Origin of the sequence: Hathewaya histolytica, from assembly GCF_901482605.1 — a bacterium.
GTDB classification, from domain to species: domain Bacteria; phylum Bacillota; class Clostridia; order Clostridiales; family Clostridiaceae; genus Hathewaya; species Hathewaya histolytica.
This window is the reverse complement of record NZ_LR590481.1, coordinates 1,299,958-1,321,860: the sequence shown is the minus strand read 5'-3', so window position 1 is coordinate 1,321,860 and position 21,903 is coordinate 1,299,958. Positions and strand designations below refer to the sequence as shown.

The window sequence follows — 21,903 nt, the reverse complement described above, 5'->3', positions numbered from 1 at the left end:
GATGTTACATATCCTAGCTTTTATATACTTTATTATTTTCTCATGAAAAATGCCATTTTTTGTTTTGTTTCAGTCTCTATTCCTATAGTTCTTTTATGAAGAGAATCTTTATTTTCTTCAACTAAACTATCACAAACATATCCTTCATCAGTATTACCTTCTTTTACCCACCCCATAAATATATATACGTGTGATGGATATCCCTCCATATTGGACATATCTGTAGTAAAACATACATCACCTTTTTTTAATTGTTTTGGATCCGTATACTTTTTCCACCCTTTATTAGTTAAATCTTCTACTAAAGCTTTAGTATTTGTAACCTTTTTAGGTACAGATACTTCAGCTTTTCTTAAAAGTTCTGCTATAAATATAGCCGTTATGCCAGACTTATTATTTTCATTTATTTTTATAGATTCTTCTATGCTTTTCTTTCTATTATCATTTCCCACTGCATATGTATATGTTTTATTATTTTGTTCTGGTAAGTTCTCACTATTATTATTCTTAGACTTGTTCCCTTTTACTGCTTCCTCTTCTTTCTTTTCTTGAGCTTCCTTTGATTTTTTTTCTACTTTTGCCTTATCATTAAAAGAAAAGTTCTTTATAGGTGCTTGCATTATCTTAATTCCAAGTCCTACAACTATAGCTAAACCAAGTCCAACTACTCCAACTACTATATAGTTATTTTTTCTTGAAAGTTTATCTTCCATATCTTGCATTTCTTTTATATACTTTTGCTCTTCTAAATCATTTTCCATTCTTTCTATATATTTAGATTTTGCACCAAAGATATCAATATCTTTCATATCATGTAAATGTTTTATAATGTCTTCTTTAGTTTTTTCAGCTTTATTACTTAAGTTGTTTTTTTCATTAGTACCTTTATTTAAACTGTTCTTTTCTTCTTTATCCATTTTTCTCACTCTTTCTATAGCTATTTTAAAAAGAATTTAGTACATATATTTTAATTTAAATTTAAAATTCTTTCAATATGATATTATATATAACTAAATATTTTCTTACATTTAGTTTATTGTATTTTTGGTTAAATTTCAACAGTTTTATACTTTATTTTATTTCTCATTTTTCCCTTTACATGTTTTCTTCGCATATTACATGCATAACTAAATCCTATTATTCCACCAAAAATATTAAAAATAATATTATCTACATTAAAATATCCTAATCCGTAAATAACTTTAGAAAGTTCTATTATGAAACTAAAAATAAATATTAATTTTACTGTATTACTAACCATTCTATGCTTTTTGCTAGCAAATGGAATTAAAAATCCAAATGGAATAAATAAAGTTAAAGGACATATTATGTTTTTAAAAAGATACAGTATATTTAGTGGAGCTTTAAAATATGCTTTAACACTATTTAGTGGTATAAAATTACAATATGTAATTCTATATTTTATATGCTTTATACTAAAGAAATTAATATTATTTTTTATATCCTCTAATGGTGTAAACTTAAACAAAATTAAATTTACCAAAATTAAAATATAAAGAATAAAAAAACACCAAATAATAATTTTTTTTAAAGTAACCTCCCTTTTCATACTCTCCCTCATTTCCCTATATAAATGAAAAATAATATAAAAACCGACATAATCAGCTTTTATATTATTATAACTCATAGAAAATAACATTTCCATATATTATATATAATATATTTTTTTGTATTATTTATTTAATTTAAAATTAAATAATAATAATTTTTTCAGCAATAATACTTCTTATTTATTGAAAAAAATCCTTTAATATGCTTATCATTTTCTCTTTCTCTTCAATAAATGGATAATGTGCTGCATTATCTATATATTTAACATCTGATTTTTTTATATTACTACTTAGATATTCCAAAGAAGAGTGTGGTATAAAATCATTCGTTCCAAAAACGATTAAAGTTGGACATTTTATCTTTTCAATATTAATATCTTTAAATCTTATATTGTACATATACTCATTAATTAATTTAACATTAATATTTAAAAAGTTTTTATAGTGTTTACCTTGAAAATTTAAGTTTTTTGTAAATTCATATGCCCTATGATCATTTATAAAGCTAGATTTCTCTAATATACTTATGTATTGCATAAAAATCTCTTCATTATAATCTTTAAATTTCTTTGAATTTTGTAACTTTATTAGTTCTTTAAAATCCATAGGATGAATTTTATTTCTTTTAATTACATTCATTTGATTAAAATCCTCAAACCTTAAGGGAATTGAGTTTGAAAGCACCAACTTATTAACATTATCTCCATACTTTAAGGCATAGTTTATAGCCAGAAATCCTCCCATAGAATGTCCAAAAATATTTAATCTATCTATATTTAGAGAAGTTCTTATAAATTCAATATCATCTATAAAAGTCTCTAGACTTATTTCATCATCATTACCTATTTCAAAAAAAGACTTACCATTCCCTCTTTGATCATAAAATATAAGAGTGTTTTTATCACTTAACCCCTCTAAATATGGAAGGAAATAATTATGGCATAACCCTGGTCCCCCATGAATAAATAAAATTGGTTCCCCTTTCCCCATTGTCTTAATATATAGTTTATGTTTATCTATATTTATATATCTTTCCATCTAATTACCCCCTATGTTTTTAATCAGTACAATTGTCACTTGTAGATGTACTTTTATCGAATTCTTCCTTCTTAATATTATTATTCTTACTTTCTTTATTATTTAATGAATTTTTATTAGCATCTTCTATAGCAGCTATGGCTAAGAAGTTAGTCCCAACAGTAACCAAAAAGTTTCCCAATACATTAAGTTCATCTATGGTTTTATTTTCCGAGAATGCTAAAGTAACAATACTTGCAAGTATTATTAACTCTTTAGCATTAAGATCGCAAACCCCACTCACTTTGATCACCTCTAAATATTATATTTAACTCTGTGTACATTTATTAATGGATTATAATAAGTTTTTATGTTTATGTTATAATAATTTTATTAAAAATAAAATAGAAGGAGTTATTATGAAAGGCCTTAATTACAAATTTATCTTAATTTATTTTATCACCATAAATTTTATAGGTTTTATTACAATGTATATTGATAAATATAAAGCTAAACATCACAAGTGGAGAATAAGAGAAAACACTTTGCTTTTAATTGCTACTTTAGGTGGAAGCATAGGTTCTTACTTAGGTATGCAAAAATTTAGACATAAGACAAAACATGGTAAATTCATATATGGCATACCATTTATATTATTTCTTCACATTATTATTATTTATATGTTATTTTAAATATTATATATTTATAATTTATTTAATAACTTTAAAACATTAATATATTATTTTTATAGAAAGGATGAGACAGTAATTGATTTTAAATAACCTACTTTCTAATAATATAAAAGTTCCAAAAACCTTCTCCAATATTTATAGAGAAATATTAAGCATACTAAAAAATAAAGCTTTTATTTATACTTTTTTAGCCATTATATTTAAAACCATATTGTTTTTTTCTATTATAGTAGACGATAATGCCTCCAAGGTTAACTTTAGAATTATTTTTTTTAGTATACCACCGATACTTGCTTATATTAGTTTTATTTGTATATTTCTATCCTCAGCATACCTTTTTAAAGGAAAACTTCATTTATTTAGTTTTGTAGTTTTGGATATGTTATTAACCATAATAATTATTGGAGATCTATGGTACTTTAGGAGTAATCGTTCTTTTTTAACCTTTCATATGTTAAAGTATACTGCCAACTTGAAGAATCTTTCAGATAGTATATTTTCTATGTTTAGGCCTGTGGATTTATTATTCCTAATAGATATAGTTATATTATTTTTATATTTCCTAAAAATAAAAAACATTTATAATAACTATAAAAGAAAACTGTCGGGCTTTTTAATTTTAACTCTTCTACCCACAATTTATCTTATATACGCTCATTATAAGGTTGATGTTTATAAAAAAAGCTTTACAAATCAACATATTTTTTACACTGCCTGGGCTCAAAATGAAACTATGTTTAATTTGGCACCCATAGGTTACCATATTCATGATGGTTATACATATTATAAGGATAGTAAAAAATATGAATTAAGTACTAAGGAGATAGATGAAATTAATAACTGGATGAAGCTTAAAGCAGAACTACTTCCAGATAATAAATATAAAAGTCTTTTTAAGGGTAAAAATCTTATTATAATTCAAGTAGAGTCTCTTGAAAATTTTATAATAAACAAGAAAATTGATAACTCTGAAATTACACCTAATTTAAATAAGCTATTAAAAAACAGTATCTATTTTAAAAATATAAAAGAGCAAACTTTTAATGGAACTACATCTGATGGTGAACTTTTAACAAATACATCTATTTTCCCAGTAAGACGTGGAAGCACCTTTTTTAGATATCCTAATAATACTTATAGATCCTCTCTTCCTGAACTTTTAGAAGGTTTAGGATATAATACTTTAGCTATTCATCCAGATAGAGGCTCCTATTGGAATTGGCTACCTTCTCTAAGTTCTATAGGTTTTAATAAATGTATTGATTCTAGCTATTTTAATTTAGATGAAAAAATTGGATTAGGTCTTAGTGACGGAAGCTTTCTAAAACAGCTTGTTCCTATACTTAAAAAACAAAAAGAACCTTTTTACAATTTTTCTATAACCTTAACAAGTCACGCACCTTTTAATATACCTGAAAAATATAAAACAATAGTTCTTCCACCAAATATTAAATATAGTGCTCTTGGGAGGTACTTCCAATCTATAAATTACACAGATAAAGCTATTGGATACTTTGTATCTAACCTTGATAAAAGTGGAATTTTAGATAATTCTGTTTTAGTATTTTACGGAGATCATGAAGGACCTCATAGATTTTTTAAAGATCAGATAGCATCTATGAAAGATATTCCAGAATGGATGAGAGATAATAATTCTAAAGTACCTTTAATAATTTATTCTAAAGGTTATAAATCAGAAGTAATAGAAACCCATGGTGGACAAGTTGACATACTCCCTACACTTTCTTACCTAATGGGAGTAGATACCAAAAACTATGTATACACCTCTATGGGAAGGAATATTTTAAATACTAAACGAAACTTTGTTATATTACCAAATGGAAATATAGAATCTACTAACCTAAGCAAAAACGAAGTAGAAATATTCTCAAAAGCCACCAAATATAGTAATAAAATAATTGAATCTAATTATTTTAGAAAGGAACATTAAATATGTATTTACCCTTGTTTTCAATTCTATTTATAATAATACTTATTTTAGTGCCAGTTTTATCTATTGAGGCAGTGACCATCTGGTCTATTTCCATATACTTTATATACAAAATAATTAAATATTGTAAGGATACAAATAAATCCAATAAAGAAAAGCTTAAAATGTGCATTATAAACACTGTTTTAGGATTATCTTTTAGCCTTATATTTAATATAATCTCACAATACATTAATAAACTATTTTGATAATAAAATATTAAAAATCCATAAATCGAAAAAGGACACTCATAATTATATGAGCATCCTTTTTTATTTACTGTAACTTTTATATAAAAGTTAATGATTAATACATGCTACAATACGTCCTAATTTATATGTACATATAATTAAAAAAGCATTTCATAATCTTTTGATTATCCTTTATATAGCATATTTACCTTATATGATCTTTATTGTTTGATTTTATTGCATAAATGCTATAAAATTAATTTATAGATAAAATTTGCTTAAGGGGCATTGAAATGAAAAAAATAATTTCTTTACTATTAGCATGTATACTTTCTCTATCTTTAGTGGCTTGTTCCGGAAAAAATAATAATGAGACATCTAAGGAAATAAAAACCGTTAAAGAGTTAGTTGATAAATTCCAAGAGGCAAAACTTCCAGTAACTGAACCTAAAAATATGGAGGCAAAAGATTTTGGAATTATACCAAAGCTTACAGATGATGCCATGATATTTAAAATTAATGCTAATGAAGACCAAAATGCAAGAGTATTTAACTTTAAAAACTCTGATGATCTGAATAAAGTAAAAAAGGCTTATAATGAAATGGGTAAGAGTTCTGCAATGTTATTCTCACATACATATGCTAAAGGAAACTTTTTAATACAAGCTAATGGGCAGATTGAGAAGGATACATTCGAAAAATATAAAAAAGTACTGGATGAAAATATTAAATAAAAATAAGACCAATTATAATTTTATATTATAATTGGTCTTATTTTTATTATTCAATGTAATATCAGTATTACAAATTCAAACAAGGAGTAGAAAAAAATAGAGAGTAAAATTAACTTTTTCTCTTTGTCAAATTTAGAAGTATCTTTTGTTACATAATCCATGAATAAATAATATATGATACAAAGTATGTCAACAAAATAAGGTTTCAATAAAAAGTCTTTTTCATTAACCCTGTAAACATGATTTATTATCGTTATACTAATTAAAAATATAGATAAAATATAAGATCCTATTTTAAAAAAGTATTTTTTACTCATTTTAATCCTCCTCTTGAATATGAACTAATATTACTGATTTTACTTACTCTTTAACTTGTTCATATAAAGGTTTTCTATTTTAATTTTCTTAAATTTATGTTTTATTTATAGTATCTTGAATAAAAGGTCCACAACATTTACCTAAAGGGTTGTTAATTTCACATTTCCCATTTTTCATTGCTCCAGTAAGTCTAATTATATCCTTCATATTTTTTGCTCCATCATTGAGAACAGCATTAATTATTTGTTCCTCTGTTACTTGATTGCAATAACATACATATTTAGGATTAGCATTTTTTTTATACCATATTGGTATTTTAATATCCTTATTCCAAAATATTAATCTTTTATCTAAACTATAATAAACAACGTCACAATCCTCGTTCAAGCAAATACGGTATTCATCATTATGTACCTTACTCACTATATCATTAAGAACAAAATGTTTAACGGTTATCTCTTTAACCTCTTGAGTATGTCCTTTACATATAGGACATATAGAATTTTGCTCTACTGTACCAGTAGAACTCTCTTTACTTCCTCAACAAGATATTTTAATATTTTTATTTCCCATACCTTTTCCCCTTTATAACTACCGTTGATTCAAGTTATTCAATTATAAACTAATAATATTAAATTCCTTTATATAGTTTATTATAAATACTATAATAGCACAAACTATATTATATGTAAGATATATTATAAAACACTATTTAATTAACTAAGCTATATTTCTTAAGTTTAAGTATAATAAAAACACCTAATATTTTTACTTAGTAAATTATATATCCTATTTTCTAAAATATTTTGTACCACTTACTAAGATACTGGTAATTTTCAAATAAAAAATACCGTAAAGTTCCTTTATGAATTTTACGGTATCAAGATTAATTATTATCACTTAATATTTTTATTAAAAACTTCCACGTTTCAAAAGTTTTATTCGTCAATAAACTTTACTAATTCTTCATTGAATTTTTGACGTTGATCATAGAATGATGCATGACCACTGTATTTAAAGGCTATAAGTTTTGAATTTTTAATACATTGTTTTTGTACTTCAGCTAATGAAAATGGAACAACTTTATCATGAATACCATGAATAATTAGGGTTGGAACATTTATCATTCTTAAATCAGAAAACAACACTTCATTTATCCAAGTATTTGCAATGGCCGCAGTTGCCCATCCTGCTGCCTGTAACCCCAATTGGAAAAACCAATCAGAGAAGGGCTGTGTTATATATTGAAAGAAGAATATATCACCGAAATCTCTCAACATTTTAGGACGATCAGTATATGTTCCCTGGATGATTTTGATTACCTCTTCCTTTTCTAAACCATATGGAAAGTTTTGACGCTTGATAAGACTTGGAGCTGCTGCAGCAAGAAGAGCAAGTTTAGATACGCCGTGTCCTTTATGACGAGCCATATATCGAATAGCTATAGCTCCTCCAGTTGAATGTCCTGACAATGTAAAATCTTGTAACTTCAATGCATCAACAACACATCTAACATCATCTGACAATCTATTATAGTCATAACCTTCATAAGGCTTATCGGACTTTCCAAATCCTCTGATATCTATTCCAATGCACCTATATCCTTTTTTCGGAAGTTGATCAAACTGATATTCAAATAAGTTATGGTTACCTGGCCAACCATGTATAAATAAGATTGTACGCTTTCCCCCTGGATTTAAATCCTCTACATATATTTTTACATTTGGTTCTACCTTAACATAGTACCCCACTTATAACCTCCAATAATTAAATAGCTTTAGTGATAGTTTATTCACTTTGGTATAAATTTATGAATAACTAAATGGACTCTTAAGCACCGCACTTATCCATTTTAAAAAGAAAAATGCTTAAGTGCTATTGCTATGAAGTCTATGAATTAGCATATTTTCCTATTTTTACAGCCCTTGTATCTCAGAAATATATTGATATTAATGCATCTCTTAATCCTAAATAATTCGATTCCTTTTCATACCTATTAATTTTAGTATCTACCTATATGAAATCTTATGCTATGTACCAAATCTTGATTAAATCTACATCAAAACTAAAATTAGAAACATCAAGCAAAATTAAAAAATGTATAGATGAAAAATATATTTTAGAGTCAGTTAATTTATTAATAATATATAAACGGAGCCTATAAAGACTCCGTTTATATCCATAAATCAAATTATTGTTGGCTAGTAAATTCTGAATTAACTGTATTTATTTCAGTTTGAGTTGCTGGTTGAGCAGGTTTATAATAACCTTTTTGTTTAGCAGTCTCATAAATTGTATATTGACGAATTTCATCTTGATTTCTCATTTGTTGAAGTTGTTGACGTAAGCTTTGGTTATCAGTTTGCGCTATCATATTAGCATAAGTTGATAAACTGCCATTAATCATAGTTAAATAATCATTCATTATATCTTTTTCGTTCATTTTATAACCTCCTATTTTAAGAATGACATTAATTTTTGTTTACTATTTCTTGCCTCTTGAGCATCAGTTTTAAGCATTTGCACTAATTGCTGATCAGTACATTGTTTAGCATAAGCATCTAATTTATTGGCTACTGTTTCGTGTGCTCCAATAAGATGACGAAGATTTTGTAGTTCCATTAAATTTAAATTTGACATAAAATCACCTCTTAAATCATATTTCAATTATATTATTAGAAAGAGCATTAAAAATTATTCTTGATAATGACTAATTTTTATCTATAAGTAATTTATACTTAGTATAAAAATAAATGCTCAACTATGTTTAGTTTCTCTAGAATTTCTCACTAACTCAATCAATATGTGGTTTATATTAATATAATATCTATTTTATATTAAATAAATCATAATAAAAATATAATACCCTATTGCTATACAGTGAAAAATACTATATAATATGATATAAGATATAAGCAAATAAGTAAATCAATAGGATTAGAGATTATAAACAATACCATAAAGTATCAAGGGGGAAATCTATGTCTTTTATCATGTGTTTAGTGGTTATATTATTTTTAATATGGCTGATAAGTTTGAAATTTGCAGAAAGAATAGGAAATTTAACAATAAAATATATAATTAAGCCAATAAAAAATATATTAAAAGGGGATAAATAATATGAAAAGTAAAAGATTAGGAGCAATAGTTTCAGCAGTAGTTATAGGGTTTTGTGTGATTATAGGTGTAAAATCAGCCGAAATAATCAAACCAGGATATGTGGGTATAGTATACAGCATGAATGGAGGAGTTCAAAACAAAGTATTAACACAAGGACTTAAATTTACATCTCCTATAAAATCAGTTAAACAGTATTCTGTAGCCACAGAACAAGCTTTTTTAAGTAAAGACAAAAGAGAGGGTTCAGAAGATGATGATAGTTTCATAATACCTACTAAAGATGGAAAAACAGTTAATGTGGATTTAGAATTTGCTTATCATTTTGATTCAGAAAAACTTCCTAAGACGTTTACTAGGTTTAAAGGCCAAAGTGGTAAAGATATTGAAAAGACTTTTATAAGAGGAAAAATGAAATCATGGGCTTCTGAAGTCTCATCTAATTTCTCTGTTATAGATATATATGGAGAACAAAGAGGTAGATTGAATAAGGAAATGCTAGAATACAGTAAGAAAAAATTTGACGAATATGGTATAGTTATTGATTCTGTTAACTTTCCAAGGATAGGTTTAGATAATGAAACAGAAAAAGCAATACAAAATAGAATAAATTCTCAACAAAAGTTAGAACAAAGTAAAATAGAAAGAGATAAATCTAAAATAGAAGCTGAAAAGAAAAAAATAGAAGCACAAGCAGATGCAGATGCAAAATTGATTAAGGCAAATAGTGAGGCACAGGCTAATAAAAAATTACAAGAGAGTCTAACACCTACAATCGTAGAATACAAAAAAATAGAAAAATGGGACGGTAAAATGCCACAAGTACAAGGTGGAAATGCTATCTTAGATATGAAAAAATAAATTATTAAAAATATAAAATTTTTTCGGAACACTATTAAAAGCAGTAGATTAAATTCTATTGCTTTTTTATTTATAAACATAGGTGCAAATAAATATAATAAAATAAAAATTACTATATTTATAATATAATTATGTTAATTGTTTAAAAATATCATAAATATGAGCCAATAATGGAATTTACTTTTAAACTACATACTATATAATGACTTAATAAAGAATATACTCGACAATTCTATTAGTATAAATAGTACTTAATATCATTAATAAACCACTTATTGCTAAAATTAAAATTATAATTATAACAGTAGCCACTATCTTTTCACGTATTCTCAAAATACTTATCATACTTAAATTTTTATAATAATAAAGTTCATCAACACTAAAATCCATATAGCACACTCCATATATTAATAATTATTTTTCCTAATTAAAATTTAAAATAGATTATTACTTTTATCTAATAATAATTCGTTTTTCTAAAATATTTGCTGACATAGCCCATAATATCCTTATCGTTTAAACTTTCTCCAACCTTAAATAACATTCTTCGTCCTCAATTCTATCATATTAAGAACTTAATTCACATTTTTATTTCTTCATAATATTTTAGCTGCTCACCTCCTTTCATGTAAATTAAAAGCACTCAACCAGAGATACCTGGTTAAGTGCTTTCTTATACATATTTAGTTTATTATATAAAAGGATTTTAATATTTATTTTTCAATCATTGTTATTATTTTCTTCTAACAATCATCATTTGTTCTTCTTAATACTTCAAGTGCTTCTGCTACTTTCCTAGCAAAATCTAAAGGTCTATCTATAGATTCAAAATGAATATACATTAGTCTTGGTTCCTCAAATAACCAATGATTATGAAGTGCAGTAACTAATATTCCCTTCTCTCTTAATATAGATATAAATTCATTTATTTCTTCTTGAAGTATAACTGTTTCACCTAAATTAAGAGTTCTTCCCCTATTATCAGGAGATTCAAATGAAAACAATGCTGATAAAGCTAATGGTGAATGAGTTGTTCTTCCTAATATTTCTGCATCAATATCTCTCATAAATGTTACTGTACAAACATTCTCAGCTGTACTTAGAATTTCAGCTCCAAGTATATCAGCAAACTCATTACAAGTTCTACAAAAATTTCTCATAATCAATTCCTCCTATATTTTTCAGGTTAAATTTCATCGCTAGTTAATATATAGTCTCTCTATTAACATAATATGAAACTTACTTGTAAACGTGAGTAAATATTAGTACCTTACGGCATTCTCATAGAGTTCTAATACCTTATTCATATCTATTACTTTTTTGTTTATAAACAGACCTAGTGTACAGTTAAAATATCCCCTAACATGCCTTTATAAGATTAAAACAAGCCACCCATTTGCGGGTGGCTTGACTTACAGTAATTTTTGCTTAAATATATCAGTTAATTCTAGTCTATCTATTCTCTCTTTTATTTCTTCTATATTTGTAGTATACATTCCAAGCTCCTTCATTCTAGTAAAGTATATGGAACCTGCAAAAGTATATCGGCTCTTCTTATCATTTTTCTTAAGTAGTCTATAATTTGCATAAGATATAATATCTCCAATACAACTTTCCTTTGGAAGAATTAAAAGAGCTTTCTTAGCTAAGCATCTAGCAGCATTGGCTCCAGCTAAAGAACCAGTAGCAATCGCTTCTGCACGGGGAAACAAAGAACAACTTTTACACAAAACTTAGTAATTAATCTATATATAACATTATGTGCTAATTTACCTGAAAACACAATCGGAAAAAGAATTTATAAATCTAGACTTGAACTTAACCTATCACAGAAAGAATTAAGTGTACTTTGTAATATTAGCCGTGGAGCTATAAATATGTATGAAAATGATTATATACATCCTTCAAGAATTGTCCTTTACAAACTGGGGACCGTATTAGATTTAGACTATTTGTGTGATGATTATTCTAAACTACTATTATCTAACTATATAGATCAATTAAAGAAATGGAGAATTAAAAATAACTTCAGCATGAGAAAAGCAGCTAAATTTTTAGAAGTTCCACCTAATACATATATTTCATGGGAAAATGGTTTGTATGACATAGGTATAAATAACTATAATAAAATAAAAGAAAAGTTATTAGATATATTAAAGGAGCCTTAATTGGCTCCTAATTTATTGGTGGGGGTAGCTTAGATATAAAACTAGCATATCCACCGGAATAATATATTAAATTTAGACTATGAAATTGCTTCATGTCCCTTAAATCTTCATATTCATATTCATTTAACTTGGATTTAAAGTGATTAAAGTCATTTTCATTGCAACCTTTTAACAACATATATGAGCTTCCACTAGCTTCTAAAGTATCAAATATACCATCTAGTTGCCTTATATATTGTGTAGTAAATATAAACTTGCTACCAAACTTTCTGCTCTGCGGTAATATATATTCCAACTTCTTCATGCTTGTAGGAGCTTGGAACACTTCATCTATCAATATATTACATCTTAAAGGTTTTTCACTTAACTGCCCTCTTATTTGACTTGCTAACCATATTTTACTTATCCAATAAGTTATTAATATATTTTTTATCATCTTTGTAGGGAAATCGGATTCTTTCATTTTTATTAATAAAACTTTTCCTTCTTCCATGATATTAATTAAATCAATATTATTTTCAGTTGATTTATTATACATAAATTTGAGCTTAAAATCTTCTCTAAGCATAGAAATTCTATCTAATATGTGCTCTATTTTACTGTGTTTAGTGCCTATAATAAGTCCATTTTTATCATAGTCATTCAATTCATTTAAGGTTCTTATGTCATCCTCTAGTGTTTCTTTTAATTCACCATCTAAATTACTAATCATTCTTGACCTTATAATATCATCTTCTAGACAAGATATAACATCTTTTACACTTGTATAGCCTTGTACAAATACCACATTCGCAGCAGCACTTAAAATTCTTCTCATTCTACTAGATAATGGATCACCTATGCTTATACTATCTACAAAATCCATAACTTGTTGTGCTTGTAAACTAGCTAAATTCAACTTATCAAAATTGCTCATATCATCCTTAAGTGTTATTTCATTAAATCCAAACCCCTGAATGTCCTCTTCTTTTGCTAAATCTAAAACAATTAGATCTTCTTTCCTTACTGATTTCTCAATATCATCTGATAACTCACAGTTTTTTATAAAGTCTAATACTATCAAGCTTTCTTTAGCTTTATTACAATACTTAGAGTAGTTTTTTAAATAGCTTGTCTTTCCACTGCCTTGCGCTCCAATAGCAACCAATGGTAAATTGCCTATATTGTATTCATCTTGGAAATAAGCTTTAATCTTATTGCCTCTATAAGTAACTTCTCCTAAGCTCTTGATACCTTGTTGCAATTCCTTTGGTATTAAAGTTTCTGTAGTATTTATATGCTTTATACCATGTTCTTTTAATAGCTCTCTTCCTGGTAGTTGTATAAAATTAGAACATTCATCTACACTGAACTTATTAACCTCCATGGGGAATATAACATCATCTAAATTAAAATCTTTTTTAATTTTTTTATAAGACAACTCATTATCTTCTTTAATAACATTATAAGCTTGGCATATTGATATAGCATTATTTTCTCTTCTAGTCACATCTTTACTTGAACTTATAACTGCTATTTGAGTGTCTATTATTCTATTATCCTTTTTCTTTTTAGTTGTATTGGATAATTCTTTCCTATCCTCATAACCATTAATAAAAGCTCTTAAGGTGTTGTCCTCTTCTTTTTTAATATCATTGCCCATTAGTTCAGATAAGCCATCTTTTGCACCTTCCACAAAATCCAATATAAAATTTGCGACTGATATCCCTATATATTTAGCATTAAACTTCTCTTTATCTACTGACTCACTATTATTTACTTTTTCTATAGTATCTTTATATATTTTTCTCCATCCTCTTTGAGATGCCGGAATAAAATTATATACTATAGATACTCTATCATCATCTTTCATAATTTCGAGTATGTTTAAGATAGAGTTCAGAGGTTCATTGCTCTTTTTATCTACTCTTAAAGATAAAGCATCTTCTTTAGCATACTGTAATTCATATATACATTTATCCGCACTTAACGGATTAATACTATCTGATTTTTCTATGGTAGCTTTGGGCCATGTTTCTTTTACTTTTTCCATAAGTATATTTTCAAAAAACTCTGGGTACATGAAATAAAAAGATATATCATCTTTTGTTATGTCTATAATGTAAGAGATCTTGTGCCTACATTCTATTATTAATTTCTTTTCTTCTTTTCTTATTCTCTTAGTGATATTTTTATAAGTATGTGTCATAGCTTTAGCTATATTGGAACTATTATAGTTTCTTATGCTCTTATGAGGTATTATCTTAATATATTTATAAGTTGGCTTTTGTAACTTAAAATAATCTTTTAGTTTTATGCTTTGCATTTATATCACACCTTTAATTGATTCGCATAGGAAATAAATAATAAAACTAATTGGAATATATTTTCTAGCTTTTTTTAATCCCCCAATATAAAGGATTAATGATAGTAAGCAAGCTGCTAAACATAATGGATAACTACAATTTATAAATAATTTAACCAAAGATTTTAAAATAAATAATATGCCATCTACTGCCTTGTCTTTTATAAAATCCATATAGATCCCCCTTTACTTAAATATGCTTTTTATGATATCAAATATCCAAGGAATAAAATAAAATGCTGAAAAAGCAACTACATATCCACTTACTATTTTACCTATATTCTTTGTATTACCATCAAATAAATGCTTTAATAGATCTATAATACATAAAACTATACATGCCCAATAGCCAAATGTTTGTACTATATTTAAGATTACATTGCCAGCTTTGTTGACCTTAGATAAATCGGCATTGCAAGCCATAACATTTTGACAATACATCAAAGAACCCAACATAAACACGAATACTTTTTCCATGTTTTTATTCTTTGATAAATAAGTTTCAATTTCTTTTACCTTCTCCATTTGTAAAAATTCTTCAACAGTCATAACTTCTTCTTTTTTAAACATGCATATAATTCTCCTTTCATGTAAATAATATAAATAAATTTAAAAATAGAAGGTGATAACATGACTACTCCATTTGTAATAGCATTAGTTTGTATGGGAATAAGTGCCGGAGCAAGAACAGCAGTTATATTAATGAAATAAGTCTTTATTGTTAATTCTCTGTTAAATAAACTTATAACTAATCAATTTATGCAACTTTGGTTTTTCTATAGCATAGACTAGGAGTGCAACGAAGTTAGCGGAGTCTACGAAGTGCACTAATAGTCATTGGACTAAGTCTATTCTTTTTTGGTAGGCTTTATTTTTTTACTCCTTTTGCTTACCTAATAGGTAAACCGTACATAACTATTGCTTATTTTTCTTTACTTAGCTTTTCTAAGTGCATTAAATAATGCTCTATGGCTTTCTTAATGAATTCACTCTTTTCTTCCTGGGCTATCGCTTCTGCGTATAGCTTCATATCCCTAGTGGTTTGCTTAAAGCTTACATTAATCTTAGGCAATTTTTATACCCCCTTTAATCTTTCTTTACTAATACTATATGTATCCATTGCTCAAAAGTTTCTTATTTTTTAAGAAATATCCTACATTTTAAGAAATGAAATTAAAAAAGAGATATGGCTACTCATTGAACCATATCTCTTTAACATCTTTATTTAATTTTTCAGCTATAGTTAGCGCTCTTTCTAAAGTGGGTTTGCTCCTATTGTTTTCCCAGCCTGAATAAGTTTTTATGCTTACTCCTAGGTATTTTGCAAATTCTCCTGGAGCCATAAGATATTCTTTCATTCTAATTTCTTTTAGTTTATTCTTTACCCCATAGAATCACCTCCATATATGCTATGTAAGTAATTCTACATAAGTGTATTTTTCCCTTTTAATGCCGTTTACTTATTTATCTATTAGGTCAACACTCATTAATTTATTTTTTTAATCCCTCATTGATTTTGCAATGAATTTAAAATTGTCATTTAGAACTTTTATATTCACTTTTCTATGGGCTATTAAACTAGTTTTTATATTGTAATTGCATAAACTATTTAAAAATACTATAAACATAAAACAATAAAATCGTTGACTGTTTTAATCATGTTACATATAATAACATTATAGGTAATTTATATAATACACAATGATGTTATAATCAATTGTATAGTTTGGGGTGATTTCATGATTTAAAGATATAGCGTCTTATAACAGTTAATATTGTAATTGGATATTTAATGTAAAGTGGGGGAAAAGATATGTTTAAAAAATTATTATCATTAGTCCTAGCGACTTCTATGGTATTCAGCACGGGAACAAGTGTATTTGCCGCAGAATCAACGCAAACAAATTCTAGACAGGTTGCCCTAAGTCAAAGCGAAGATCTGACAAATCAATTAGTTAATAAAGTTGATCCATTTGTAAAGTTAAACAATGATGGTGAATTCTATATCACCAATGAAGATAAATTATCAAAGCTCATCACTCAAGAAGAGTTGGAAATTGTAAAAAATCAAATTGTGCAAACCAACTCTGGAATTAAGGAATCTTTAAAGACAAGTGATACATTTCATATCAATCAAAAAATTAAAAGTGTAACAGTATCTGAATTTGAATCGAACAATAATCAAACTCTGTACCGTGCCGCATCAAAAGAAGGAGTAAATAAGGTTGAATGGGTTTGGTTTGGCGTAAGAATCTATTTATCAAAGTCAGCAGTTAATCATATCTTAAATGCAGGTGTTACTGCTGGTGCAACATATATAGGTATTAAATTTCCGGGAGTTGGAAAAGCTATTGCCACAGCTGTTTCATCATATTTAATTACTGAATTTGGAACAGGTTATGTTTCTAGAGCTATATACATTGATGTTGGTCTTAAAGTTCCAAGCATGCTCAACCCTGGGGTTGTTGGTATTAGAACTATAGGATTTCAATAAGGAGATATAAGTGATAAAATTCGTACAGTTTTTTTTATTTCCTCTTATAGTAGTACTTATTGCAATAGGACTATCTGTTTTTAATATCAAAGAAGTTTTTAGACCTATTATATATATATTAACCGTTCTCATACTTATCATAGTTGGGCGTTTAGTATATAAAAAGTAGGAAGCTGTGGCAACCATAATATAGAATTATAAAGTGCTAAACTTAATTAAAAAAACGCTCTGAAAAATTAGAGCGTTTTTCTTTCTGCTTAATAAAAGCTACTTATCCATCGTTATATCTACACTTAAAAACACTTACTACAACGTTGAATGTTTTTATTTTGAGCATCTGAAAGTTTTATCTGTCTAGCTTTTTTAGGATCCATATTCCCACAGTTAGGTTTAGAATGATACTTTTTACCACTTTTCGGTATCCAAACCATTCCTTTAGGTTCAGGTTTTGTTTCTTGTGGTTTATTTTTAGTGGTATCTTTTTTAGGTTTAGTTGGTGTTACTGTTGTAGTATTATTACTAGACTTATTAGATGAATTTGTAGTATCTTGTTTTTTAGAATTATTATTAACTGTTTTAGGTTCCGCACTCTTTTCTGTTTTTTTCTGTTCTTTTAGTTTTTTCTCTTCTTCTAGCTTTTTATCTTCTTCTAATTTTTTCTGCTCTTCTTTTTTTAGCTTTGCTGCATTTATTGCCTTTTCTTCATCTGTTTTCTTCTTAGCCTCAATTTGCGCTTTTTTCGCTGATTCTAATTTTTGTTGTTCCAATAATTTAGGATCATTAGCTACTCCTCCCATGCCAAAAAACAAAAACACTGCCGCTAGCCCTAAAGAAGTTAAGGTTTTAAATAACTTTCCTTTTGCTTTAAATGCTTCATTTTTAGTAAATAGATAAAATAATAGTCCTCCGACACCTAACATAGTTAGGATACCAGTAACTTTTGGAGAAATTCCATATAGTATAATGTACAAAATAATAAGCACTGGTATAGATACCTTTTTATTCTTTAAAAAATTCATTAATACAGCCCCCTAATATTAACATTATTCATAACTATTTTACAATAATTTTAAATATTAGTAAAGGCTATGGTAACATTTAGAAATTTCAACATAGGAAATAATTAAGTTAGAGGTGATAATATGAAGAAAAATTTTGTTAGAATAGACCTATGTTTAGTTATTAGCTTGATAATGATAATATTGTTTGTAAAGTAAAAGATGATAGGAAAAAAATTAAGTAGAGCTATGCTTTTAACCATAGTTCTACTTAATTTTTTATATATTTTTTAGGTTCATTTAAACATCTATATGCATTATCCCAAAATAAATTATTAAACGGAGAACCATCTAAATATTTCAATATATTTCGTATCTCCTCCAGGTTAGTATAACAAAGTACAGAAGTTTTACCATTTGGAGTAGTATAAATACTTTTCTTTTTAGTTTTTACTTCTATAGCTAAAATACTATTTATATTCTCTATAATATTAAAATTCCCATAGATCCTTAACCTTAATCTATAATATTTTCTATTCCCAGTATAAGTTGTACAATAATCAAACCTACTATGAATTTCTAAATATGCTCTTAAAAAGTCTTTATATTTTTCTAGGATGGGTAACTTTCTTACATCTGAATTTCTAGCATTCCAATTTAAATTATCTAAAGTTTCTATATTAATAGAAGCCTTCATAACATATTGTTTCCCGCTATGAACCTCTTGTCCATATATAGTATTAGGAAATAAAGTTTGAAGTTGCTCTAAAAAATATCTTTCTTTGTGCCTAAATGTAATCCGCGCATCTTCTTTGTTATAAGATCCTATAGAGAATATTATACCTAATTGATATGCTGTTGCATTATTCATGCATGTAATGCCATTCACCTTCTACTAAAATATCATATACAGTCTGTAAATTCCAATCCGGATGCATTGCCTTTCCTTTAAATGCTCCTGCACCATGAACTGCATTTAAAGCTTCTAGTAAAAATTCTCTATCTTCTTCTACTCCATCATATGCCCTATTTACAACCTTATCTATTATGTCCAATTCCTCTTCTGACATATCTCCTGTACCTTCTACTTGTAGCATTTCTTTAATATCCTCTATAGTAGATATATTCTTCATAATTCTTATTTCCTCCCCATCAAATAATACTTTAACCGCTCTATCTTCTTGACTTATTCCCATTTCTTTCAACCAAAGGCTAGGAAGGACAACCCTTCCAGTGGTACTTCCACTTCCACTCTTGACTAAGCTTACATTCAGTATTCTTTTTTGCATTCTATATCCTCTCCAATTTTTCTAAATATTTTTCGATTTCTTCCTTTGTGTCAAATTATTTTTAATTACGGTTTATGGATAACCGTAAACCATTTAACTCTCTAACTTACCTTAATGATTTTTTATATCCAAAAGCACTTCTCCATAGTGCTTTTACTTTTTGGTCTTGAATCATTGCTGGGCGGATACTTTCAAACATATCCTTATGCCCTCCTATGATTCTTATGTCAGCTTCAACTCCTCGAAGTTGAAAAATAACCTCCTTGTAATTCTCTTCTGTAAGGGCCATATAATATTTTCTACCTGTAATAGTATTTTCTGATACCGCCCCTTCTCTTTTGTTTTTTAGTAGTGCAACTACTAATTGTTCCCCTTCTTTTCTTACCTTTTTCACTTCTTTTACCTCCTTTTTTTCTGAAAGAAGGAATGAAAGGCATATTCCTAATTGAGTCTTGTAATCTACTTCTGGGTATTGAGTTTTAATATCTTTTGTTAATTTGTGAGCTTCTCTTATTACTTTACTTGTTAGTTTCATATCTTTCATTCTCCTTTCCTTATCTTAATTATATTTTAACGTACTTGTTGACGTACGTCAACAGATTTTTTAAATATTTTTGTTTTTTATAATAAAAAGATCAGTAGGAGCTACTCTACTGATTTCTGTATCTGCTTTAACACGATTTTAGGATTTGTATTAGACTTTAAATAAACTACTTTTAAATTATTTTCTCTTGCTATATCTATAACCTTATAATACATAGCGTGGTTAAGATAATTAGTGTAGATAAACACTATATCTGCAGTTAGTAATATATCTGTATCAAAATTTAAGTTTTCTACTGAAATAAAGTTACTGTTTTTAAGGTATTCTTTCATTTTGGTTTGCCACTGCTGATGTCCTCCGATTATTATTGCATTTAGTCCTTCTATCTTGTTATAGTTTATATCTTCTTCTTTATAACCCTCTCTATTATCCATATTGAATATAAACTCTCTTAGAGGTACTATTTCTGACTTATAATCCTCCCTATTTTTTAATTCATTTTTTAATTTTTTATTTTCTCTCTCTAATTCCTCTATCCTTAGCTTAAATCTTTCGTTTTCATCTTGTAAAAGTAAATTAGATTTTTTAACTTCTTTATTTTCTATATCTTTTTTATTTATTTCTTCATAAAGCTCTTCATTAAAGTTTTTGAAGAAAAATTCCTTTGATTTTTTATATTGCTTGCACAAATATCTAATTTGTATAGCAGGATATATATATTTTAAAAACTCATCATAATTAAATTCATCTTTCTTTTGAAATTGAGAATAAGCATATATCAGTTCCTGTGTTTCTTTTGATTTAAGAAGATCCTCTCCTACAATACTAGTCAATGACATTTTTTCAAAGTCATATATATATTCAAAAGGTAAAAAGAATTTATCCTCTTTAGATAATTTATTTAGATTAAGATTAAGCCCATCATGTTGATCTGTTAAAGCTCTATAAGAGCACGGTATACTAGGATTAATATTAGTGTTGTTTTTTAACCTTAGTTCTAAATTTCTTATTAACTGTTTTTGTTCTTTAGTAACATTATTCAGATTTATTCTATTTTCAGTTTTGTAATGTTCAAGCCTTAAGACTAATGTTTCTATACACTTATGATAATAGATATCTTCTTTTATTATATTCTTATCTAAATTATAAGCTAAAAATATAACAATGGTACAATTAGAATTCAGATAATCATCTTGTATATTGTCTATACCTTTATTTTTCTTTATAAATCTATCAAGAAACTCTGACATAATTATTTTTGAATGATTCTCTACATATGTAAAAGTATATCTCCAGCCTTTTTTTAAAATTTTAAATAATTCTTCTCCAATTTCTTGATCTTCTTTAGAAACATTTACAATCCCCAATGCTTTTTTAAAATAATATTCCTGCTCCACATCTCCTTCTTGTGCCATTGGATGTGTATAAAATTCATCTTCTTTTGCTGATTTAATAAATCTAAGTTTATCCCTGTTATATATTTTATCTATATCCTTATATATTCTTTTATTAGTAGATAATGCTTGTACCAATAAAGGTATAATATTTAATTGCATAATATCCCCCACTTTGTTA

27 protein-coding genes are annotated in these 21,903 nt (G+C 26.9%); 6 read left to right on the top strand and 21 right to left on the bottom strand.

The genetic code is table 11. The features are described 5' to 3' along the window. Positions 1–32: 32 nt before the first annotated feature. From FGL08_RS06430 to FGL08_RS06415, 4 genes are all read right to left on the bottom strand, one after another. A complete protein-coding gene (locus FGL08_RS06430) occupies positions 33–917 on the bottom strand; it encodes a hypothetical protein (RefSeq protein WP_138209997.1) in 885 nt (294 codons plus the stop codon). Between the two features lie 131 nt (positions 918–1,048). After that, the gene (locus FGL08_RS06425) at positions 1,049–1,570 is read right to left on the bottom strand and encodes a VanZ family protein (RefSeq protein ID WP_171011997.1); all 522 of its coding nucleotides are present in this window, start codon (positions 1,568–1,570) and stop codon (positions 1,049–1,051) included. Positions 1,571–1,751: 181 nt separating this feature from the next. Further along, complete coding sequence (locus FGL08_RS06420) at positions 1,752–2,609, bottom strand: alpha/beta fold hydrolase (RefSeq protein ID WP_138209995.1); 858 nt, start codon at positions 2,607–2,609, stop codon at positions 1,752–1,754. A 19-nt stretch (positions 2,610–2,628) separates the two neighbouring features. Next, positions 2,629–2,892, bottom strand: coding sequence for a hypothetical protein (locus FGL08_RS06415; RefSeq protein ID WP_138209994.1), 264 nt, complete (start codon positions 2,890–2,892; stop codon positions 2,629–2,631). A gap of 115 nt (positions 2,893–3,007) precedes the next feature. Between FGL08_RS06415 and FGL08_RS06410 the strand changes: the two genes are divergently transcribed. The 3 genes from FGL08_RS06410 to FGL08_RS06400 all read left to right on the top strand — a co-directional run bounded on the left by FGL08_RS06410 (position 3,008) and on the right by FGL08_RS06400 (position 6,195). Further along, positions 3,008–3,280, top strand: a complete 273-nt coding sequence (locus FGL08_RS06410; RefSeq protein ID WP_138209993.1) for a DUF1294 domain-containing protein — start codon at positions 3,008–3,010, stop codon at positions 3,278–3,280. Between the two features lie 76 nt (positions 3,281–3,356). Further along, positions 3,357–5,231 (top strand): LTA synthase family protein, encoded by a 1,875-nt coding sequence (locus tag FGL08_RS13780; protein ID WP_512698492.1) that lies wholly within the window; start codon positions 3,357–3,359, stop codon positions 5,229–5,231. A 523-nt stretch (positions 5,232–5,754) separates the two neighbouring features. Beyond that, entirely contained in the window at positions 5,755–6,195 is a 441-nt protein-coding gene (locus tag FGL08_RS06400) for a hypothetical protein (RefSeq protein WP_138209991.1), read from the top strand. A gap of 411 nt (positions 6,196–6,606) precedes the next feature. On the opposite strand, the gene FGL08_RS06395 is transcribed toward FGL08_RS06400, so the two are convergent. The 4 genes from FGL08_RS06395 to FGL08_RS06380 form a co-directional block, all read right to left on the bottom strand. Further along, a complete protein-coding gene (locus FGL08_RS06395) occupies positions 6,607–7,086 on the bottom strand; it encodes a Csac_0668 family 2Fe-2S cluster-binding (seleno)protein (RefSeq protein WP_341255974.1) in 480 nt (159 codons plus the stop codon). Between the two features lie 365 nt (positions 7,087–7,451). Continuing rightward, complete coding sequence (locus FGL08_RS06390) at positions 7,452–8,264, bottom strand: alpha/beta fold hydrolase (protein WP_138209989.1); 813 nt, start codon at positions 8,262–8,264, stop codon at positions 7,452–7,454. 440 nt (positions 8,265–8,704) lie between these two features. Beyond that, positions 8,705–8,956: a spore coat protein gene (locus FGL08_RS06385; RefSeq protein ID WP_138209988.1), complete on the bottom strand. Its 252-nt coding sequence runs from the start codon at positions 8,954–8,956 to the stop codon at positions 8,705–8,707. Positions 8,957–8,967: 11 nt separating this feature from the next. Beyond that, the gene (locus FGL08_RS06380; protein WP_138209987.1) at positions 8,968–9,153 is read right to left on the bottom strand and encodes a hypothetical protein; all 186 of its coding nucleotides are present in this window, start codon (positions 9,151–9,153) and stop codon (positions 8,968–8,970) included. A 480-nt stretch (positions 9,154–9,633) separates the two neighbouring features. Between FGL08_RS06380 and FGL08_RS06375 the strand changes: the two genes are divergently transcribed. Further along, positions 9,634–10,491 (top strand): prohibitin family protein, encoded by an 858-nt coding sequence (locus tag FGL08_RS06375; protein ID WP_138209986.1) that lies wholly within the window; start codon positions 9,634–9,636, stop codon positions 10,489–10,491. 207 nt (positions 10,492–10,698) lie between these two features. Here FGL08_RS06375 and FGL08_RS06370 read toward each other — a convergent pair whose 3' ends face one another. The 3 genes from FGL08_RS06370 to FGL08_RS06360 form a co-directional block, all read right to left on the bottom strand. Beyond that, on the bottom strand, positions 10,699–10,881 hold the full coding sequence (locus tag FGL08_RS06370; protein ID WP_138209985.1) for a hypothetical protein: 183 nt from the start codon (positions 10,879–10,881) through the stop codon (positions 10,699–10,701). 353 nt (positions 10,882–11,234) lie between these two features. Continuing rightward, a complete protein-coding gene (locus tag FGL08_RS06365; RefSeq protein WP_138209984.1) occupies positions 11,235–11,651 on the bottom strand; it encodes a DUF1259 domain-containing protein in 417 nt (138 codons plus the stop codon). A gap of 252 nt (positions 11,652–11,903) precedes the next feature. Continuing rightward, positions 11,904–12,203, bottom strand: coding sequence for a hypothetical protein (locus FGL08_RS06360; protein WP_138209983.1), 300 nt, complete (start codon positions 12,201–12,203; stop codon positions 11,904–11,906). Positions 12,204–12,230: 27 nt separating this feature from the next. Between FGL08_RS06360 and FGL08_RS06355 the strand changes: the two genes are divergently transcribed. Then, positions 12,231–12,659: a helix-turn-helix transcriptional regulator gene (locus FGL08_RS06355; RefSeq protein ID WP_341472374.1), complete on the top strand. Its 429-nt coding sequence runs from the start codon at positions 12,231–12,233 to the stop codon at positions 12,657–12,659. Positions 12,660–12,666: 7 nt separating this feature from the next. Here FGL08_RS06355 and FGL08_RS06350 read toward each other — a convergent pair whose 3' ends face one another. The 5 genes from FGL08_RS06350 to FGL08_RS06335 all read right to left on the bottom strand — a co-directional run bounded on the left by FGL08_RS06350 (position 12,667) and on the right by FGL08_RS06335 (position 16,367). After that, positions 12,667–14,964, bottom strand: coding sequence for a type IV secretory system conjugative DNA transfer family protein (locus FGL08_RS06350; RefSeq protein ID WP_138209981.1), 2,298 nt, complete (start codon positions 14,962–14,964; stop codon positions 12,667–12,669). Beyond that, a complete protein-coding gene (locus FGL08_RS06345; RefSeq protein ID WP_138209980.1) occupies positions 14,965–15,177 on the bottom strand; it encodes a hypothetical protein in 213 nt (70 codons plus the stop codon). A 12-nt stretch (positions 15,178–15,189) separates the two neighbouring features. Continuing rightward, positions 15,190–15,573 (bottom strand): hypothetical protein, encoded by a 384-nt coding sequence (locus FGL08_RS06340; protein WP_138209979.1) that lies wholly within the window; start codon positions 15,571–15,573, stop codon positions 15,190–15,192. A gap of 352 nt (positions 15,574–15,925) precedes the next feature. Beyond that, entirely contained in the window at positions 15,926–16,075 is a 150-nt protein-coding gene (locus tag FGL08_RS13370) for a hypothetical protein (protein WP_171011995.1), read from the bottom strand. A 118-nt stretch (positions 16,076–16,193) separates the two neighbouring features. Further along, positions 16,194–16,367, bottom strand: a complete 174-nt coding sequence (locus FGL08_RS06335) for a helix-turn-helix transcriptional regulator (RefSeq protein ID WP_279232967.1) — start codon at positions 16,365–16,367, stop codon at positions 16,194–16,196. 449 nt (positions 16,368–16,816) lie between these two features. Here FGL08_RS06335 and FGL08_RS06330 point away from each other — a divergent pair, with 449 nt between their 5' ends. Then, a complete protein-coding gene (locus tag FGL08_RS06330; protein WP_138209977.1) occupies positions 16,817–17,497 on the top strand; it encodes a hypothetical protein in 681 nt (226 codons plus the stop codon). A 293-nt stretch (positions 17,498–17,790) separates the two neighbouring features. Here the strand turns inward: FGL08_RS06330 and FGL08_RS06325 are convergent, their stop codons facing one another. From FGL08_RS06325 to FGL08_RS06305, 5 genes are all read right to left on the bottom strand, one after another. Continuing rightward, on the bottom strand, positions 17,791–18,516 hold the full coding sequence (locus FGL08_RS06325; protein WP_138209976.1) for a hypothetical protein: 726 nt from the start codon (positions 18,514–18,516) through the stop codon (positions 17,791–17,793). A gap of 250 nt (positions 18,517–18,766) precedes the next feature. After that, positions 18,767–19,366, bottom strand: coding sequence for a hypothetical protein (locus FGL08_RS06320; protein WP_138209975.1), 600 nt, complete (start codon positions 19,364–19,366; stop codon positions 18,767–18,769). Then, entirely contained in the window at positions 19,359–19,784 is a 426-nt protein-coding gene (locus tag FGL08_RS13480; protein WP_179951326.1) for a hypothetical protein, read from the bottom strand. The genes FGL08_RS06320 and FGL08_RS13480 overlap by 8 nt, the downstream gene beginning before the upstream one ends. 106 nt (positions 19,785–19,890) lie before the next feature. Next, positions 19,891–20,319, bottom strand: a complete 429-nt coding sequence (locus tag FGL08_RS06310) for a hypothetical protein (protein WP_138209974.1) — start codon at positions 20,317–20,319, stop codon at positions 19,891–19,893. Positions 20,320–20,429: 110 nt separating this feature from the next. After that, complete coding sequence (locus FGL08_RS06305; RefSeq protein WP_138209973.1) at positions 20,430–21,884, bottom strand: DUF2325 domain-containing protein; 1,455 nt, start codon at positions 21,882–21,884, stop codon at positions 20,430–20,432. Positions 21,885–21,903: the final 19 nt, after the last annotated feature.